Here is a 19,278-nt window from a genome sequence, read left to right as displayed (position 1 = left end):
ATGGGTACGGCGTCCTTTGAAATGTTTTCTAATGAATATAAGGCAATTATAGAACGGGAAATCGTCGAATATGTTAATAAACTTAAAGCCCCGGCAATAGTCAAAGAAGCCATGATCTATTCACTGCAGGCAGGGGGTAAACGGATTCGCCCATTATTGGTCTTTGCGGTTTTGGAGGCCTTTGGAAAAAGCTTGAGGATTGGGATTCCTGCAGCGGCTGCCATTGAAATGATTCATACATATTCTTTGATTCATGATGACCTTCCGGCAATGGATGATGATGATCTCCGCCGCGGAAAACCGACGAATCATAAAGTGTTCGGTGAAGCGGTGGCCATACTGGCAGGTGATGCGCTTCTTACTTATAGCTTTCAATTGGTGACGGATATGACCACTCCCGAGGTCACGGCTGAAATGAAGCTGAACCTTGTAAGTGAAATTGCGAAGTCCGCCGGAGCCGAAGGAATGGTTGGGGGGCAAGTTGCCGATATGGAAGGTGAGAATAAACAGCTGACCCTTCAGGAATTGGAGTATATACATGAACATAAAACAGGGAAGTTATTGACTGCAAGCATCCTTTCCGGTGCTATATTAGCAGGGGCGAGTGAAGAACAGCAACTGCATTTACGAGACTTTGCATACCACCTGGGGCTTGCTTTTCAAATTCGCGATGATATTCTGGATATTGAAGGGTCAGTCGAGTTGATCGGCAAGCCGGTTGGCAGTGATGTGGGGAATCATAAAAGCACATATCCTTCTTTACTAACCCTTCAAGGGGCAAAGCAAAAGTTGGAACATCATATAGAACTTGCCCATGCCGCTTTAGGAAAAACAACCTTACAAACGGGTTTGTTGAATGAACTAACTGATTTAATTGCGAACCGTAATCATTGATTGTGGCTAAATTTGTTATCAATTGAGGTTTTGTGGTATACTCATTGTGCAAAAATATGTGAAAATCAAAATGAATTTTTTAATTGAGAAACGTGATAAAATAGGTATAATAAGCCGCCGAAATCACCTGGGTGTTGGCGGCTATTTTTTAACTTAAAACCAATTTTTCGGTCAAGTCTTCCATAGCCCTCTTTCATGAGGCTTTGTTTATGCTAACCACCGAAAATGACAGAAAGTGAGTGGTCCTGTTTGGATCTTCTATCTATAAAAGACCCTTCTTTTTTGAAGAAGATGAATAATGAAGAACTTGTCGAGTTAAGTGTGGAAGTACGGAAATTCCTTGTGGAAAAATTATCGGTGACCGGTGGGCACATTGGTCCCAATTTAGGTGTCGTCGAGTTGACTATAGCCTTGCATAAAGAATTCGACAGTCCGAATGATAAAATTTTATGGGATGTCGGACATCAATCCTATGTCCATAAAATCCTGACTGGCAGAGCAGGAGAGTTCGACACCTTAAAGAAATATAAAGGTCTTTGCGGTTTTCCTAAAATGATTGAAAGCCCCCATGATGTTTGGGAAACCGGTCACAGTTCAACTTCCCTTTCAGCTGCAATGGGGATGGCGGCTGCCCGTGATATCAAAGGGGAAAGCAGCTTTATTTTGCCTGTAATCGGAGACGGTGCCCTAACAGGGGGGATGGCGCTTGAAGCGTTGAACCATATCGGTGATGAAAAAAAGGACATGATCGTTATCCTGAATGATAATGAAATGTCCATAGCCCCCAATGTAGGTGCCTTACACACGATATTGGGAAGATTGCGGACAGCAGGTAAATATAACTGGGCAAAAGATGAATTGGAGCTGCTTTTGAAAAAAATTCCTGCAGTCGGTGGTAAACTTGCGGCTACAGCAGAACGTTTAAAGGATAGCATGAAATATTTATTGGTATCAGGAATCTTTTTCGAAGAACTCGGGTTCACATACCTTGGACCAGTAGATGGACATAATTATGAAGAATTGCTTGAGAATTTAAGATATGCCAAGAAAACGAAGGGACCGGTCCTGCTGCATGTCATCACGAAAAAAGGCAAGGGATATTCACCTGCCGAGTTAGACACAACCGGGAACTGGCATGGGACAGGCCCATATAAGATCGAGACAGGTGATTTCGTGAAATCCCCTAGTAAGGGTCCTGCTTGGAGCGCTCTCGTAAGCGATACTGTCAGCAGGCTAGCCCGTGACGATGAGCGGATTGTCGCGATTACACCTGCAATGCCCGTAGGTTCGAAATTGGTGGGCTTCTCTCAAGAGTTCCCAGAGCGTTTCTATGATGTAGGGATTGCCGAGCAGCATGCTGCAACTTTTGCTGCCGGATTGGCAACGCAAAAAATGAAACCATTCCTGGCTATATATTCAACCTTCCTGCAAAGGGCTTATGACCAGGTGGTGCATGATATTTGCCGTCAGAATTTGAACGTATTCATAGGAATCGATCGTGCTGGATTGGTTGGTTCCGATGGTGAAACGCATCAAGGCGTTTTCGACATTGCTTTCTTGCGCCACGTACCGAATATGGTGCTGATGATGCCGAAAGATGAAAACGAAGGCCAGCATATGGTCAATACGGCCTTAAAATATAATGATGGTCCGATTGCCATGCGTTTCCCTCGTGGGAATGGTTGGGGAGTTGAGATGGATGCTGAATTACAGCAGATTCCGATCGGTTCGTGGGAAGTTCTTAAAGAAGGAACGGATGCTGCCATCTTGACTTTCGGCACAACGATTCCCATGGCTCTTGAAGCGGCAGAACTGCTCGAGAAAGAGGATTATTCAGTGAAGGTGGTCAATGCCAGGTTCATTAAGCCTTTGGATGAGAACATGCTGAGCAGTCTCCTTGGTGAAAAAATGCCAATCCTGACAATAGAAGAAGCGGTTCTTCAAGGTGGTTTTGGTAGTTCTGTTCTTGAATATGCTCATGATCAAGGATTTTATGGGGCAATTATAGATCGAATGGGGATACCTGATTATTTCATTGAACATGGAAGCGTCGATGAACTTCTTGAAGAAATCGGTCTGACGACTGAGACAGCCATCAAAAAGATTAAAATGATAACACCCAAAAAAGAAAAAAGGGCCTGAAAATATGAAAGTGATGAAAGAAAGAGTGGATGTATTACTTGTAGAACAAGGCTTGGCCGATACACGTGAAAAAGCGAAGCGTATGGTTATGGCAGGCCTTGTCTATGCGAATGAAGAGAGATACGAAAAACCGGGGGAAAAAGTGCCGGTCGATCTCGAATTCACGATCAAAGGAAAAGTCATGCCTTACGTTTCGAGAGGCGGTCTTAAACTTGAGAAGGCATTAAGGGAATTCGATTTACAAGTGAATGGAAAAATACTGCTTGATATCGGATCATCAACTGGCGGGTTTACGGATTGTGCTTTGCAAAATGGAGCCATAATGTCTTATGCGCTTGATGTCGGCTATAATCAACTTGCCTGGAAGCTTAGGCAGGATGAGCGGGTAAAAGTAATGGAAAGAACCAATTTCCGTTATGTTACACCCGCCGATCTCGACGGGGAGATGCCAAACTTCGCAAGCATTGATGTTTCCTTCATCTCGCTTACGTTAATTTTACCGGTGCTAAAGACCTTGCTCGTCCCGAATAGTGATGTCGTTGCCTTGGTTAAACCGCAATTCGAAGCTGGGAAGGATCAAGTGGGTAAAAAGGGGATTGTTCGTGATCCCAAAATCCATAAACAAGTGTTGGATAAGATCATTTCTTTTTCTTTAAAGGAAGGCTATGATATTAAAGATGCCTCCTTCTCACCGATTACCGGCGGTGATGGAAATATTGAATTCTTACTTCACTTACACTGGCAAGGGCCGAAGGAAGATGGAGCATTATTGCTTAAGAAAACGGTTGATGACATCGTTGGAGAGGCCCATGCCCAATTTAAAAAAGAATAGCTAGAACTTTGTATGGCTCCTTTGGCTGAATGGTTGGCTAAAGGAGCTTTTTGACTATACATTGTCGGCATGAACTTGAATCATTGATGGGTGGATACATAAGATAGGTAAGTGCAAAAAGTAGACTTGTATTCATTTTAGAGAAAAAGTTGTACAATTGCATAAAAATCCGATAACATTAATATTAGCCACTTAGTAAAGCGGCCTATTTGCACGTACTGATGATACCCAGGCAAATTGGGCAGCTTGCTTAAGTAAGAAATGAAAGTGATACAATTACCATTAAATGAGCAACAGTTGAGAAGAGGTGCTTCTACTTATGAATAAAGGACAACGACATATAAAAATAAGGGACATTATAACGAATAATGATATCGAAACACAGGATGAGTTAGTTGAAGAATTGAAATTAGCTGGATACAATGTAACTCAAGCCACCGTTTCAAGGGATATTAAAGAGCTTCACCTTGTAAAAGTTCCTTTAACGGATGGAAGGTATAAATACAGTCTGCCGGCCGACCAACGTTTCAATCCACTTCAAAAATTAAAGAGAATCCTTGTCGATGCATTTGTACGCATCGACTCAGCCAACAACTTGCTGGTTATGAAAATGCTCCCGGGTAATGCCCAGGCCATCTGTGCATTGATTGATAATTTAAATTGGCAAGAAATACTCGGGACGATCGGCGGCGACGATACATGTTTAATTATCTGCCGTTCCGAGGAAGATGCAAAGATCATTTCCGGCAAATTCTTGGACATGCTTTAATAATGTTGTGAGGTGATCTAGTTTGTTAACAGAACTATCGATTAGGAATTTTGCGATCATAGACAGCCTGTCCGTTTCATTTGAGAAAGGCTTGACGGTCTTGACAGGAGAAACGGGGGCAGGGAAGTCAATCATAATAGATGCCGTTCATCTCTTGGTTGGGGGACGTGGTTCTGCAGAGTTCATTCGACATGGTGAGTCGAAGGCTGAAATAGAAGGATTATTCCAGATTGAAGATGAAAAACACCCGGTCTTTGCCAAAGCGGAAGAGTTTGGCCTGGATATGAATGATGGGATGGCGATACTTCGAAGGGACATCTCACAAAGCGGTAAAAGCGTTTGCAGGGTAAATGGAAAGATGGTAACGATTTCCACCTTGCGTGAGATAGGGAGAACATTGATAGACATCCATGGTCAGCATGAACATCAGGAATTAATGGATGAACGACTCCATCTTCCGCTGCTCGATCAATTCGGCGGTGAAAAAATCGCATCTGCACTCACTGAATACCAAAAGCTATATAAACGTTATGAAACCGCTTCTAAACAATTGAATGGTTTGAGCCAAAATGAACAGCAAATGGTCCACCGACTTGATTTGATCCAGTTTCAATTCGATGAAATCCAAAAAGCTGATTTGAAATTACGCGAAGATGAAGAATTGATGGAAGAACGGAAGAAAATTAATAATTTTGAAAAAATCCATGAAGCGCTGCAAACCAGTTATAATGCTTTGAATGGTGAGCAGCATGCAATTGATTGGCTATCCGTAGCCATGAATAATTTGGAGGAAGCGGCAGGGCTTGATGAAGGTTTAAAGCACAGCTCTGAAACCGTTTCAAATAGCTACTTCCTGCTCGAAGAGGCTGTGTCAAATATCCGGGACCAATTGGACTCTTTGGATTATGATACAGAACGTGTGGAATTCATTGAAAGTCGACTTAATGAAATAAATCAATTAAAGCGTAAATACGGGCGGACCATCGAGGAAATCCTGGAATATGGGGCCGCAATTGAAGAAGAAGTCGAAAAACTGCAAAATAGGGAAACCCATATCGCGAAGCTTGAAAAGGAAATGAAATCCATCAAGGCAGATCTTATCGTCGAAGCAAAGAATCTGTCTGAACTTCGCCAGAAATTCGCTCAGCAGCTAACCAAAAAGATTCACCAGGAATTAAAGGATTTATATATGGAAAAAACAATTTTCGAACCTCATTTCCTTCAGACAGCTTATACTTTCGATGAATTGTCAGATAGGGGCATTAATCAGTCAGGGCTGGATTCCATGGAATTTTATATTTCCACCAATCCAGGTGAACCGTTAAAACCCCTTTCTAAAATCGCATCTGGTGGAGAACTGTCGAGGATCATGCTGGCTTTGAAAAGCATTTTCTCCAAGCATCAAGGCATAACGTCCATTATATTCGATGAAGTGGATACAGGTGTGAGCGGACGTGTTGCGCAATCCATTGCCGAAAAGATCTATAAAGTGGCAACTGGATCACAAGTATTATGCATATCCCATTTGCCACAGGTGGCAGCCATGGCGGATACTCACCTTTTCATAGCGAAAAATGTAAGGTCCGGACGCACGAATACCTCGGTCAAACCGCTAATTGAAACTGAAAAAATAAAAGAAATTGGCAGGATGATTTCGGGAGTAGAGATTACGGACTTGACGAAACAACATGCCAATGAATTAATCCAGCTGGCCAAAAGGCTTAAGATTACATCTTGATGGGCACTTAAGAAGATTATTTAAACTTATCATAAGCATTCATTGTAAAGCTATCCAAAAACGGATAGCTTTTATTTTTTGCACTTGTTATAAATGACTGTCATGAGGGCTAAATTAAAGGTGTAGCCATAAAGTTTCAGAGAGCGAGGAGAGTGAATGGATTGAAATTTATATGGATAAACAGGATCATCGGTGGAATTCTCCTTGTTTCGCTATTAACATTAGGGTTATACCAGCCATCTCGTGAATATTTATTAATTCCAAATCATCTTGTACTATTTGAAGGAAGTCAATATAGTATTTCCAAATCATTGCCTGTTTCTGCAAAAACGTCGGGATCCAGTGATGGAATTTCACTTCATGATGAACAAGCTTCGATTACGCTTGGTGCCGAGAAACCAGGTACGAATGAAGTGTTACTTGATGTAGCAGGCTTGCCTGCCAAAAAGGTCGACATCAGGGTGTTAAAAGACTTTAGGGTAATGCCAGGAGGTCAATCCATTGGAGTGAAGCTTAATACTCTTGGGGTGCTCGTAGTAGGTCATCATCTTATTGATACGGCGCAGGGGAAAAAATCACCGGGAGAAAAAGCGAAAATTGAAATCGGTGATATTATTACAGAAATCAATGGTCAGACGATAAAGAAGATGGGGGATGTAACCCCTTTTGTTCAGCAGGCGGGTGAAAAGGGTGAGGCGTTGAAAATTGTCATTAACCGTGATAATGAAGTGCTTCATAGTACCTTATTACCGCTAAAAGATAAGAATGAAGGAACTTACAAATTGGGTTTGTATATCCGTGATTCGGCAGCTGGCATCGGAACGATGACGTTTTATCACCCGGATTCAAAAAAATATGGGGCGTTGGGACATGTCATATCCGATATGGATACAAAAAAGCCGATCGTTGTTAAGGACGGGCAGATCGTTCAATCGACGGTCACATCCATCGAAAAAGGAAGCAATGGTGATCCGGGAGAAAAATTGGCACGCTTTTCTTCCAATAAAGAAAAAATAGGAAATATCAATCGCAATAGTCCCTTTGGTATTTTTGGGAAATTAAATCAAGATTTTAAAAATGGAATTAACGATAAACCACTCCCGATCACCCTTTCCCATGAGGTAAAGGAAGGGCCAGCAAAAATCCTTACAGTGGTGGATGGTTCTGAAGTGGAGGAATTCGATGTCGAAATCGTCAGTTCCATCCCACAGAAGTTCCCTGCAATCAAAGGAATGGTCTTAAAAGTGACGGATAAAGAATTGCTTCAAAAAACGGGTGGGATCGTTCAAGGCATGAGCGGCAGTCCTATCATTCAAAATGGGAAATTAATCGGTGCAGTCACCCATGTATTCGTTAATGATCCTACAAGTGGGTATGGAGTCCATATCGAATGGATGTTAAACGAAGCCGGTATAAATATATACGACAAAGATAATTATGAAAAGGCAAGCTAAGAATCCGGGTATCCTTTTGGATGCCCCTTTTTGATGGAAAATTATGATTAGCATAGGTTTGGGTCGGAATTAATTTTGATTTCTTCAAAAAATAGAGGTTTTTTTGGAACGTTGTGATAAAATGAAAACGATATGAAGATTTTTCGACAAACGGTTTATTCCAATAGCAAACGAAGTCGAAAACAAGAGATATCCGGAGAATAATATTGAATTCCTTATATTTTTTCAAAAATAAAAGGAATTTAGTTTCCATTGTCGAAAAGTTCAATTACAATAGAATTTAGTCATATAGAAAAAAAGACCAATTGTAGTTGAGGAGGAAATCAAGCGTGAAAAAAATTAAGGTGTGCGTTGTAGATGATAATAGAGAACTTGTTGGCCTTCTGGAAGAATACATTTCTGCACAGGAAGACATGGAAGTGATTGGGGTGGCACATAACGGTCAAGATTGCCTGGGTATGCTAGAAAGCGTTGATCCGGATATTTTGATCCTCGATATTATCATGCCTCATTTAGATGGGTTAGGTGTACTTGAGAAACTTCGTGAAGTAAAACGGGGTGCCATGCCTAATGTGATAATGCTTACTGCCTTTGGTCAAGAGGATGTAACGAAAAAAGCAGTTGATTTGGGTGCGTCTTATTTTATCTTGAAACCATTTGATATGGAAAATCTGGCCAATCACATCCGTCAGGTAAGCGGTAAAGGGCAGGCGGTTTTAAAAAATCATAGTCAATTTAGCTATCGTCCCCAAAATGAATCCAAACCGAAGAACCTTGATGCAAGCATCACCAGCATCATTCACGAGATTGGAGTGCCTGCACATATTAAGGGCTATTTGTATTTAAGGGAAGCCATATCCATGGTATATAATGATATTGAACTATTGGGTTCCATCACCAAAGTTTTATATCCGGATATCGCAAAAAAATACAATACTACGGCCAGCCGAGTTGAACGTGCTATCCGGCATGCGATTGAAGTGGCCTGGAGCCGTGGAAATATAGAATCCATATCATCTCTTTTCGGCTATACCGTAAGCATGACAAAGGCAAAACCTACAAATTCCGAATTCATTGCCATGGTTGCCGATAAGCTGCGCCTCGAACATAAAGCTTCTTGACAGAGGTAAGGTAAATACCGGTTGTTAAGACTCAGGGTAACTATTGACCTTATAAAGGCTAGAGCCGCTAAATATAAATAGGAACTCTCCGTCTGGAGGTAAAGGACAGGAAGAAGTTGCTTCGTGATTTTTTCTAATCGGCAACTTCAAATCTTTTTACGCCGGTTAAAAAATTAAACGCATTTTATTTATTGGATTTTGCAGCAAATCCCATAAATAAAATGCGTTTTTGTTTGGTTGAAAAAGCGGCACATATTAGCTTGTAAAAGAAAAGGAGTGATTTGAAGAAAGAAACTTTCTATGCAGAAAATAATCACCTGCGTTTTGATTGTAGAATTGATCTAGATGAAATAATTTGCTGTTTCTGTTCATAAAATCGGTGTATAACATCTTTTGAGAGAGGCGGCGTTTCATCATGACCTTAATCTTTGCACATCGAGGCTCTTCAGGAACTCATCCGGAAAATACAATGTCGGCGTTCAAGGAAGCTGCCCGTGTCGGTGCAGACGGAATTGAAACGGATGTCCAGCTCTCGAAAGATGGAGAAGTGGTCATCATCCACGATGAAAAGCTCGATCGGACCACGAATGCCTCGGGGTATGTAAAAGACCGAACATTAAAGGAGTTGAAAACCCTTTATGCGTCCGCAACCCATAAGGGTAATTTTGGTAAGGAAAAGATCCCTACGCTTGAAGAACTGTTTATTTGGCTTAATGATAATCAGCTTTTTTGCAATATTGAATTGAAAAATACGGTTTTTCTGTATCCAGGCTTAGAAGAGAAAGTCATCCGGCTCATCCGTACCTACGAAATGGAGGAAAGGATAATCCTTTCTTCTTTCAATCATTACAGTTTGGTCAATTGCCATCGATTGGCACCAGAATTGGAAACGGCACCGCTATATAGGGATGGCCTATACATGCCGTGGATATATGCCAAGGCAATAGGCGGAAGTGCAATTCACCCGAATATCCGGGCTGCCCCTGATGCACTCATTCAAACATCGGTTAGTATGGGTGTTCCTGTAAGGCCCTATACCATTAATGAAGAAACCGAGATGAGGCGGTTATTCAAATTGGGGTGCAGCGGCATCATAACCGATTACCCCAAAGCAGCGGTACGGATCAGAGAAGAATTGAAGTCAAGATGAAGAAAGAAGGTGCCATGCAAGGCACCTTTTTTTGCGTTTAAAATTTATTGAACCTGCTCTGGACCTTATTTTGTTTTCGATCTCGATGTAAGATGAAACCGGCGATAAAGGCTATTCCGCCTATCGTAATGAGCAGTCCTATTAAAAATTGCAGCCAAAGGAATGGATAGGGGGGCTGTAAAATACCGAACACCATGTCCCTCATTATTTTTATGCCATAGGCAGCAAAGGCACCGGGTATAAAAAGAATCAAAAAAGCGATTAAACGTTTCATGCAGTCAAATCCCTTCCGAAAATTCCATCTTTAAAAAATGATAAAGGATATAAATTATTTGTCAAGTAACGGGAATCTTGATAATGACTGGGATTTGGTGGCTGTTTTTAAAGGGGGCCGATATGGTAAAATGGTGTGGAGTATGAAAAAAATTGCAGGGAATGATCTATTTTTAAAGGGATAATTATTTCTTAAGGGGGATGGCTGATGCAAAAGGTCATGATAGTAGGGGGAGGAGTGGGAGGGACGACCGTGTTGAAACTCCTATCGGAAAGTGAAGTATTTTCCATTGTTTGTATGGCTGATAAGAATGAATCGGCTGAAGGGATGCTTGCTGCGAAGGAACGAAGGATTCCTACTGTGACTGATTGGAGCATGGGATTGAAGTGGGGTTTGGACATCATATTTGATACGACCGGTGACCCGTCTATCTATAAAAAGATAAAAAGGGACATGGGCGAACAAACGATTCTCATTCCTGGAAGTGTCGCCCTCATTATGACTAAGTTGTTTGAAGAGAAAAATCGTTTAATCAGTAAATTGGAGAATACCTCCGCAAAAATGGATTTGATCCTTAATACGACCAGTGAAGGGATGGTCGTGATTGACCATGAAGGATTCATCATCATGTTCAATGATAGTGCGGAACGTGCATCAGACACAAAGCGAGAGGATGTGATTGGGAGACATATCAAAGATTTCATCCCATCAACAGGGTTGCTGCGAGTGATGCAAACGAACCAAAAAGAAGTGAATCAGGAAATCACCCTTGGCAATGGGATGGAACTCATAACGACAAGGATACCTCTGGTGAATGCCGATAAGGAAATCATAGGGGCTTTTGCCGTGTTTAGGAATAAGAGGGAAGCTGTGCAATTGGCGGAACAGATCACTGATTTAAAAGAGATACAGACGATGCTCCAGGCAATCATTCAATCCAGTGATGAAGCCATATCTGTTGTGGATGATCAAGGAAGGGGGCTATTGATCAATCCGGCATATACAAGAATCACTGGCTTAACAAAGACCCAAGTGATCGGTAAACCGGCTTCTATCGATATTTACGAAGGCGAAAGTATGCATATGAAAGTGCTTCAGACAAAAAAACCTGTTCGTGGTGTCAATATGCGTGTCGGCCCTAAACACAAGGAAGTGATCGTGAATGTTGCTCCAATCATCGTGGATGGGTGCCTGAAAGGAAGTGTTGGCGTCATTCATGATGTATCGGAAATTCAAGCCTTGACCCACGAACTTAATCGGGCAAGACAGATTATCCGGACATTGCAGGCTAAATATTCCTTTGATGATATAATTGGGGCTTCCGAAGAGATGAAGCTTCCCATTGAACAGGCGAAATTATCGGCAAGAACACCTGCTACTGTCTTATTAAGAGGGGAATCAGGGACGGGCAAAGAGTTATTTGCACATGCCATCCATAATGCGAGCGATAGGAAGTTCAATAAATTCGTTCGGGTAAATTGTGCGGCCATCTCGGAATCATTACTTGAAAGTGAACTATTCGGTTATGATGAAGGAGCCTTTACCGGTGCAAGCAGGGGCGGAAAGGTCGGTTTTTTTGAAGAGGCAAATCAAGGGAGTATCTTTTTGGACGAAATTGGTGAATTGCCAGCCAACATCCAAGCTAAATTACTTCGGGTTTTACAAGAAAAGGAAATCGTCAGGGTGGGGGGGACGAAGCCGATCCCCATCAATGTCCGGGTCATTGCTGCTACGAACATCAATCTTGAACAGGCCATCGCAAACGGATCATTCAGGGAAGACTTATATTTCAGGCTGAACCGCATGCCTATTTTCATTGCTCCATTAAGAAAGAGAAAAGAAGATCTGAGAGAATTGGCGGAGCATTTGATTAATAAAATCAATCAGGAGTATGGACGGAGCATAGAGGGAATTACAGAAGCAGCTATACATAAGATGCAAATCTACAACTGGCCGGGAAATGTGAGGGAACTGGAAAATATCTTAGGACGGGCAATCATTTTCATGAAATTGAACGAGACAATCATTGATACCCATCATATTCCGGATTTTATCGAAGAGATTCCATTAAATCAAGAGAAATTATTAATGAAGCCTTCCGGCTACGTATCGGGGAAACCGCTCTCGGAGATAATAGACCAGTATGAAGCCGAAATCATTCAGCAAGCGTTCCATACCCACAAGGGAAATAAAACACTTACGGCAAAAGCGCTGGGGATTTCAGTTAGAAATCTATATTATAAAATGGAAAAACTAAAACTGTGAAAAATTTTGCATGCAATCATTTGCACACCATGAAAAAAAATGCGTGGAATTTTCTGATTTATTTTAATTTAAGCGAGACTCCACTTCTGACATGAAATTTTTTTGAATTTGTTATAGGCTATAGTTGCCCAACTTATTAACCAGCATGTCCTTTTTTTGGATAAATAGGTGCTGATTATGTATTTTATTGGCATGTTATTTGCATATTTAAAGGTGCATGGGTTTTTCAAGGGAACCATTCCCCATGGGGAAAATATCATGTGAGTAGCGGATTTTTATTTAAAACGAACGTAGGAACAAGTAAGAATGAGGAGAAATTCAGTAGTCTCATATCTGACATGTATTAAAACATCTAGGGAGGATTCCTTTATGGAAATTTTTAAATATCTTGAGAAGTATGATTACGAGCAACTGCTATTCTGTCAGGATAAACAATCGGGTTTGAAAGCGATTATTGCCATTCATGATACAACATTAGGGCCTGCGCTTGGAGGCACAAGGATGTGGACGTATGCATCTGAAGAAGATGCCATTGAAGATGCCTTAAGGCTTTCGAGAGGAATGACATATAAGAACGCCGCTGCCGGCCTGAATTTAGGCGGGGGGAAAACCGTCATCATCGGCGATCCGCGTAAGGATAAAAATGAAGAAATGTTCCGTGCATTCGGAAGGTATATCCAAGGGCTGAATGGCCGTTATATAACAGCTGAAGATGTAGGTACAACGGTTGAGGATATGGATCTCATTCATGAGGAGACGGATTTTGTCACGGGGATTTCCCCTGCATTCGGTTCTTCGGGCAACCCTTCCCCAGTAACGGCATATGGGGTATACCGCGGTATGAAGGCTGCTGCAAAAGAGGCATTCGGAACTGATTCCTTAGAAGGCAAGGTGGTTGCAGTCCAAGGCGTCGGGAATGTTTCTTATAACTTATGCCGTCATCTTCATGAGGAGGGCGCCAAGCTCATCGTTACGGATATCAATAAAGAAAGCGTGGCCCGTGCGGTCGAATCATTTGGTGCGACTGCAGTGAATCCAGATGAAATTTATGGAGTCGACTGTGACATCTATGCACCATGTGCATTAGGTGCTGTCATAAATGATCAAACAATCAATCAAATCAGGGCGAAGGTCATTGCAGGTGCTGCCAATAATCAATTAAAGGAATCTGTTCATGGCGATCAAATTCATGAAAAAGGTATTATATATGCTCCTGATTATGTAATTAATGCAGGGGGAGTCATAAACGTGGCCGATGAACTTTTAGGGTATAATCGGGAAAGAGCCCTTAAGAAAGTGGAAACGGTTTATGATACAATTGAAAGAGTCATCGAGATTGCAAAACGTGATCAAATCCCAACTTATAAAGCGGCGGATAGGATGGCAGAGGAGCGAATTGCTCGCATGAGGAATTCAAGGAGCCAATTCCTGCAAAATGAAAAACATATCTTGAATGGAAGAAAGTGAATGTAATTTACAAGATTAGATTCCTGTGTTTTTTTAAATAAACACAGGAATTTTCAACATGGATAACGTAATAAACATAGGGCAAGTAAAAATGGTGACAAATTGTATGTATTTGTGAGGAGGAGTGGTTTTGGCTGAAGAATTTGACCTCGTTATCCTCGGAGGAGGAACAGGCGGGTATGTGGCGGCGATAAGGGCTGCTCAATTAGGATTGAAAACGGCTGTCGTGGAGAAAGGCAAGCTCGGCGGAACGTGTCTACATAAAGGCTGTATCCCTTCGAAAGCACTTTTAAGGAGTGCGGAAGTTTATCAGACTGCAGTGAAAAGTGAGGAATTCGGTATTGTTACCGGGGATGTAAAGGTAGATTTCCTTAAAGTGCAGGAAAGAAAGACTAAAGTGGTCGATCAACTCTATAAAGGAGTTCAGCACTTGATGAAACAAGGAAAGATAACGGTTTATGAAGGGTTAGGGCGTATACTTGGTCCTTCTATATTTTCACCGATGCCTGGGACAATTTCCGTGGAAATGAATGATGGCAGTGAAAATGAAATGCTCATTCCCCAGAATGTCATCATTGCAACCGGTTCGCGTCCGAAAACACTGCCCGGTTTAGCGATTGATGGGGAATTGGTGCTTACATCGGATGAAGCTCTAGCGCTTGAGAGCCTGCCAAAATCGATGATTATTGTAGGCGGTGGAGTTATCGGCATTGAATGGGCTTCGATGCTCAATGATTTTGGTGTGGAAGTGACAGTACTGGAATATGCAGATAGAATCATCCCGACAGAAGACCATGATATTTCCAGTGAAATGCTTCGTCTCCTAACGAAAAAAGGCGTCAAATTCGTTACAGGTGCCAAGGTATTGCCTGAAACCCTGAAAACGGGTGATTCAGTATCCATTTCTGCTGAAGTCAAAGGTTCGGTAGAGGAATTCACAGCTGAAAAAATGCTGGTTTCCGTAGGAAGGTCAGCAAATGTTGAAGGGATCGGCCTTGAAAATACGGAGATTGTGAAAGAAAAAGGTTTTATTGAAACCAATGACTTCTTCCAAACGAAGGAATCACATATCTATGCGATCGGTGACTGTATCGGCGGTCTGCAATTGGCACACGTTGCCTCCCATGAAGGTATTACGGCCGTTGAACATATTGCAGGCAAAAAACCGGAACCGCTGGATTATTCGCTCATTTCTAAATGTGTGTATTCAAGCCCTGAGGCTGCAAGTGTCGGTTTGACGGAAGATCAGGCAAATAAGGAAGGCTATGACCTTAAAATAGGGAAATTCCCATTCCGTGCAGTTGGTAAGGCCCTTGTTTTCGGGGAAGCGGATGGTTTTGTCAAAATCATCGCCGATAAGAAAACGGATGATATACTGGGTGTTCATATGATCGGGCCACATGTTACGGATATGATTTCAGAAGCTGGACTTGCAAAAGTGCTTGATGCGACACCTTGGGAGATAGGCAAGACAATTCATCCGCACCCAAGTCTTTCCGAAGCAATCGGGGAGGCGGCCCTTGCTGTCGATGGACGTGCCATACATTCTTAAAGAATAAGGTCAGGAGGTTTTATGATGGTAGAAAAACGTCATGAACAATTAGGCTTAAATGAGGAAACGGTTTTAGATATGTACCGGACAATGCTTTTGTCCCGCAGAATTGATGAGCGCATGTGGCTTCTAAACCGATCCGGGAAAATTCCTTTCGTGATTTCCTGCCAGGGGCAAGAAGCTGCACAGGTTGGGGCAGCGTTTGCGCTTGATCGGCAAAAGGATTATGTGCTGCCTTATTACCGGGATGTAGGTGTGGTGCTTACCTTCGGAATGACCGCAAAAGATTTGATGCTTTCAGGTTTCGCGAAAGAGGAAGATCCCAATTCCGGAGGGCGCCAAATGCCAGGTCATTTTGGTCAAAAGAAAAATAGGATCGTCACTGGTTCATCGCCTGTAACGACACAGGTCCCGCATGCAGTCGGAATTGCCCTTGCAGGGAAGATGGAAGGTAAGGATTTGGTGACTTTCGTAACGTTTGGGGAAGGTTCATCCAATCAGGGCGATTTTCATGAAGGGGCCAACTTTGCAGGTGTGCATAAGCTACCGGTCATTTTCATGTGTGAAAATAATAAATATGCGATTTCAGTTCCTATAGAGAAACAGCTATCGTGTGAAAATGTTTCCGACAGGGCGATTGGCTATGGGATGCCTGGGATAACGGTGGATGGCAATGATCCATTGGCCGTGTATGCTGCGGTGAAAGAAGCGGCTGACCGTGCACGAAGGGGAGAAGGCCCTACACTAGTGGAAACCGTCTCATACAGGCTTACACCACATTCAAGTGATGATGATGACCGAAGCTACCGGACGGCGGACGAAGTGGCCGAAGCCAAAACGAAGGATTCCATAATGACATTTGGAGCCTATTTAAAAGAAGTGGGAATCATGGATGATGACCTTGAGAAACAACTGAATGATGAAGTCATGAAGATAGTCAACGAAGCAACCGATTATGCTGAAAATGCTCCATATCCAAAGGCTGAAAGTGCTATGGATCATGTCTATGCACAAAAGTAAGGGGGTAATAGAATGCCAGTGATTTCTTATATAGATGCCGTGACAATGGCAATGAGGGAAGAGATGGAACGGGATTCCCGTGTATTCGTATTGGGAGAGGATGTAGGGAAAAAAGGTGGGGTCTTTAAAGCCACTAATGGTTTATATGACCAATTCGGTGAAGACAGGGTCATCGATACCCCGCTCGCAGAATCTGCAATCGCAGGAGTTGGAATTGGAGCCGCCATGTATGGGCTTCGGCCGATAGCTGAGATGCAATTCGCTGATTTCATCATGCCTGCCATTAACCAAATTGTTTCAGAGGCAGCCAAAATCAGATACCGTTCCAATAATGACTGGAGCTGTCCTATGGTAATCCGTGCTCCATATGGAGGGGGAATTCATGGAGCTCTTTATCATTCGCAATCGGTTGAAGCGATCTTTGCCAATCAGCCGGGCTTGAAAATTGTGATGCCTTCCACTCCGTATGATGTAAAGGGCTTGCTTAAAGCTGCCATTCGCGATGAAGACCCAGTGCTTTTCTTTGAACATAAACGCGCATACCGCTTGATCAAGGGTGAGGTGCCTACTGAAGATTATGTACTTCCAATCGGTAAGGCGGATGTGAAAAGGGAAGGGGAAGACATTACTGTCATCTCCTATGGCCTTTGTGTGCATTTTGCCCTTCAGGCAGCAGAAAAATTAGCTGCAGATGGAATTTCTGCACATGTTCTTGACTTGCGTACCGTGTACCCTTTGGATAAGGATGCCATCATAGAAGCAGCTTCTAAAACGGGGAAAGTATTATTGGTTACGGAAGATAATAAAGAAGGAAGCATCATGAGTGAGGTCGCAGCCATAATTGCCGAGCATTGCCTTTTTGATTTGGATGCCCCTGTAAAACGATTGGCCGGCCCGGATGTACCTGCCATGCCTTATGCACCTACGATGGAAAAACAATTCATGGTGAATCCTGATAAAGTGGAAAAGGCAATGAGGGAATTGGCCGAGTATTAATGACTGTTAAGAAGGAGGAACGAATTATGGCTATGGAATTAATGAAGATGCCCCAACTAGGCGAAAGTGTCACAGAGGGAACCATCAGTAAATGGCTTGTGAAGCCTGGTGATCATGTCACGAAATATGACCCGCTAGCTGAAGTGATGACGGATAAAGTAAATGCTGAGGTTCCTTCTTCCTTCACCGGCATCATCAAGGAATTGAAAGCGGATGAGAATCAAACATTGGCAGTCGGGGAAGTCATCTGCTCGATAGAAGTTGAAACGGCAAAGACGGATAACGAAAATGCTGCGCAAGTTTCTCAAAATGAGGTAAAAGTTGAGGCACCTGTTACAAGAGATGTGCAGCAAGCGGGAGAACCATCAAGGAAAGCTCGCTATTCGCCAGCTGTGTTAAAACTTTCCCAGGAGCATGGAATCGATCTGTCAAAAGTTAAAGGGACGGGGAATGAGGGACGGATCACCCGTAAAGATTTACTGAAACTTGTTGAATCAGGGAATCTTCCTAAGGCGGATGAGCCTTCCGCAATTTCCGATGCGGCTCCTGAAGAGATCGCTCCTCAAGTCAATCGTCAAACAAGTCCAGTAACAAACGTGCCGACTGCGGCTGGTGACAAGGAAATACCGGTAACCGGCATCCGTAAGGCAATTGCGTCCAATATGTTGAAAAGTAAGCATGAAATTCCTCATGCTTGGACGATGGTGGAAGTTGACGCCAGCAATATGGTGAAATTGCGTGATAATCTAAAATCCGATTTTAAACAAAAAGAAGGCTATAATTTAACATACTTTGCCTTTTTCGTAAAAGCGGTTGCTCAAGCCCTTACGGAATTTCCAGAACTGAATTCGATGTGGGCCGGCGAAAAAATCGTACAAAAGAAAGAAATCAATATATCGATAGCCGTTGCAACTGAAGATGCCCTATTTGTTCCGGTCATTAAAAATGCAGATGAAAAATCAATCAAAGGTATAGCAAGGGAAATACAGGAACTTGCATCAAAAGTGAAGTCAGGTAAGTTAAAAGCAGAGGATATGCAAGGTGGTACGTTCACTGTTAATAACACTGGCTCATTCGGTTCTGTCCAGTCCATGGGAATCATCAATCATCCACAGGCAGCCATTTTACAGGTTGAAACGATTGTAAAACGTCCTGTGGTCATTAATGACATGATTGCAGTACGAGATATGGTGAATCTCTGTTTATCACTTGATCATCGTGTTTTGGACGGACTGGTATGCGGACGATTCCTCGCGAGGGTTAAAGAAATCATCGAAAAGATTTCCAAAGACAACACTCCCATATACTAAAATGAAGAAAAGGAAGGCCGGAAGGTCCTTCCTTTTTTTTTGCACTTCGCTTTTCCGTAGAAAAACATCGACAAAAATTTTATTTTTGCTATTATTTTATTAAGAGCTGTTCTAATACAGGTCAGGGACTGTACTTGATTTAAAGAGGCAAAATAGGCTAGTGGTTTCCCTAATAACAGGTTTGCTAATTTCTATTGTCTTAAATTTCAAGAAAATTATGGTAGAATGTTAGTATAATCCAGATTAAATTGACGGGAGGGTGGTTTTCTTATCCAAAACTGACTGAGCGTTCGT

General features: G+C 42.4%; 15 protein-coding genes. 14 read left to right on the top strand and 1 reads right to left on the bottom strand.

The window, feature by feature from the left end:
• The 8 genes from J7I90_RS18520 to J7I90_RS18485 all read left to right on the top strand — a co-directional run bounded on the left by J7I90_RS18520 (position 1) and on the right by J7I90_RS18485 (position 10,100).
• Positions 1 to 894 (top strand): polyprenyl synthetase family protein, encoded by an 894-nt coding sequence (locus tag J7I90_RS18520; RefSeq protein WP_214773239.1) that lies wholly within the window; start codon positions 1 to 3, stop codon positions 892 to 894.
• Between the two features lie 249 nt (positions 895 to 1,143).
• Positions 1,144 to 3,036 carry a 1-deoxy-D-xylulose-5-phosphate synthase gene (gene dxs / locus J7I90_RS18515; RefSeq protein WP_034311320.1) on the top strand — a complete coding sequence of 631 codons (1,893 nt, stop codon included), beginning with the start codon at positions 1,144 to 1,146 and terminating at the stop codon, positions 3,034 to 3,036.
• A gap of 4 nt (positions 3,037 to 3,040) precedes the next feature.
• A complete protein-coding gene (locus J7I90_RS18510; RefSeq protein WP_214773238.1) occupies positions 3,041 to 3,868 on the top strand; it encodes a TlyA family RNA methyltransferase in 828 nt (275 codons plus the stop codon).
• A gap of 319 nt (positions 3,869 to 4,187) precedes the next feature.
• Positions 4,188 to 4,637 carry a transcriptional regulator AhrC/ArgR gene (gene ahrC / locus J7I90_RS18505; RefSeq protein ID WP_034308279.1) on the top strand — a complete coding sequence of 150 codons (450 nt, stop codon included), beginning with the start codon at positions 4,188 to 4,190 and terminating at the stop codon, positions 4,635 to 4,637.
• 22 nt (positions 4,638 to 4,659) lie between these two features.
• Entirely contained in the window at positions 4,660 to 6,375 is a 1,716-nt protein-coding gene (recN, locus tag J7I90_RS18500) for a DNA repair protein RecN (protein ID WP_214773237.1), read from the top strand.
• Between the two features lie 161 nt (positions 6,376 to 6,536).
• A complete protein-coding gene (spoIVB, locus tag J7I90_RS18495; protein WP_214773235.1) occupies positions 6,537 to 7,829 on the top strand; it encodes a SpoIVB peptidase in 1,293 nt (430 codons plus the stop codon).
• Between the two features lie 329 nt (positions 7,830 to 8,158).
• The gene (gene spo0A, locus J7I90_RS18490) at positions 8,159 to 8,950 is read left to right on the top strand and encodes a sporulation transcription factor Spo0A (protein ID WP_034308269.1); all 792 of its coding nucleotides are present in this window, start codon (positions 8,159 to 8,161) and stop codon (positions 8,948 to 8,950) included.
• Positions 8,951 to 9,365: 415 nt separating this feature from the next.
• Complete coding sequence (locus tag J7I90_RS18485) at positions 9,366 to 10,100, top strand: glycerophosphodiester phosphodiesterase (protein ID WP_214773233.1); 735 nt, start codon at positions 9,366 to 9,368, stop codon at positions 10,098 to 10,100.
• A 37-nt stretch (positions 10,101 to 10,137) separates the two neighbouring features.
• Here the strand turns inward: J7I90_RS18485 and J7I90_RS18480 are convergent, their stop codons facing one another.
• The gene (locus tag J7I90_RS18480) at positions 10,138 to 10,374 is read right to left on the bottom strand and encodes a DUF2627 domain-containing protein (RefSeq protein WP_076365441.1); all 237 of its coding nucleotides are present in this window, start codon (positions 10,372 to 10,374) and stop codon (positions 10,138 to 10,140) included.
• Positions 10,375 to 10,581: 207 nt separating this feature from the next.
• Between J7I90_RS18480 and J7I90_RS18475 the strand changes: the two genes are divergently transcribed.
• The 6 genes from J7I90_RS18475 (at position 10,582) to J7I90_RS18450 (ending at position 18,984) form a co-directional block, all read left to right on the top strand.
• Positions 10,582 to 12,639, top strand: coding sequence for a sigma-54 interaction domain-containing protein (locus J7I90_RS18475; protein WP_214773232.1), 2,058 nt, complete (start codon positions 10,582 to 10,584; stop codon positions 12,637 to 12,639).
• A 369-nt stretch (positions 12,640 to 13,008) separates the two neighbouring features.
• Positions 13,009 to 14,106: a branched-chain amino acid dehydrogenase gene (bcd, locus tag J7I90_RS18470; RefSeq protein ID WP_133347738.1), complete on the top strand. Its 1,098-nt coding sequence runs from the start codon at positions 13,009 to 13,011 to the stop codon at positions 14,104 to 14,106.
• A 130-nt stretch (positions 14,107 to 14,236) separates the two neighbouring features.
• The gene (gene lpdA, locus J7I90_RS18465) at positions 14,237 to 15,658 is read left to right on the top strand and encodes a dihydrolipoyl dehydrogenase (RefSeq protein WP_214773230.1); all 1,422 of its coding nucleotides are present in this window, start codon (positions 14,237 to 14,239) and stop codon (positions 15,656 to 15,658) included.
• 24 nt (positions 15,659 to 15,682) lie between these two features.
• Positions 15,683 to 16,678, top strand: coding sequence for a thiamine pyrophosphate-dependent dehydrogenase E1 component subunit alpha (locus J7I90_RS18460; RefSeq protein WP_214773229.1), 996 nt, complete (start codon positions 15,683 to 15,685; stop codon positions 16,676 to 16,678).
• Positions 16,679 to 16,690: 12 nt separating this feature from the next.
• Complete coding sequence (locus J7I90_RS18455; RefSeq protein ID WP_034308251.1) at positions 16,691 to 17,674, top strand: alpha-ketoacid dehydrogenase subunit beta; 984 nt, start codon at positions 16,691 to 16,693, stop codon at positions 17,672 to 17,674.
• Positions 17,675 to 17,700: 26 nt separating this feature from the next.
• Positions 17,701 to 18,984 carry a dihydrolipoamide acetyltransferase family protein gene (locus J7I90_RS18450; protein WP_214773228.1) on the top strand — a complete coding sequence of 428 codons (1,284 nt, stop codon included), beginning with the start codon at positions 17,701 to 17,703 and terminating at the stop codon, positions 18,982 to 18,984.
• The last annotated feature ends 294 nt before the right edge of the window (positions 18,985 to 19,278 follow it).

This window comes from Bacillus sp. ISL-57, from assembly GCF_018613135.1.
In the GTDB taxonomy this organism is placed as follows: domain Bacteria; phylum Bacillota; class Bacilli; order Bacillales; family DSM-1321; genus Peribacillus; species Peribacillus frigoritolerans.
The sequence above is the reverse complement of the archived record's forward strand: the minus strand, read 5'-3'. Positions and strand labels throughout refer to the sequence as shown.

Bases quoted from the DNA above. Each gene is read 5' to 3' on its own strand.
- bcd (WP_133347738.1), top strand. From the start codon at position 13,009: ATGGAAATTTTTAAATATCTTGAGAAGTATGATTACGAGCAACTGCTA.
- J7I90_RS18460 (WP_214773229.1), top strand. From the start codon at position 15,683: ATGGTAGAAAAACGTCATGAACAATTAGGCTTAAATGAGGAAACGGTT.
- J7I90_RS18450 (WP_214773228.1), top strand. From the start codon at position 17,701: ATGGCTATGGAATTAATGAAGATGCCCCAACTAGGCGAAAGTGTCACA.
- J7I90_RS18520 (WP_214773239.1), top strand. From the start codon at position 1: ATGGGTACGGCGTCCTTTGAAATGTTTTCTAATGAATATAAGGCAATT.
- J7I90_RS18510 (WP_214773238.1), top strand. From the start codon at position 3,041: ATGAAAGTGATGAAAGAAAGAGTGGATGTATTACTTGTAGAACAAGGC.
- J7I90_RS18455 (WP_034308251.1), top strand. From the start codon at position 16,691: ATGCCAGTGATTTCTTATATAGATGCCGTGACAATGGCAATGAGGGAA.
- J7I90_RS18480 (WP_076365441.1), bottom strand. From the start codon at position 10,374: ATGAAACGTTTAATCGCTTTTTTGATTCTTTTTATACCCGGTGCCTTT.
- J7I90_RS18475 (WP_214773232.1), top strand. From the start codon at position 10,582: ATGCAAAAGGTCATGATAGTAGGGGGAGGAGTGGGAGGGACGACCGTG.
- ahrC (WP_034308279.1), top strand. From the start codon at position 4,188: ATGAATAAAGGACAACGACATATAAAAATAAGGGACATTATAACGAAT.
- J7I90_RS18485 (WP_214773233.1), top strand. From the start codon at position 9,366: ATGACCTTAATCTTTGCACATCGAGGCTCTTCAGGAACTCATCCGGAA.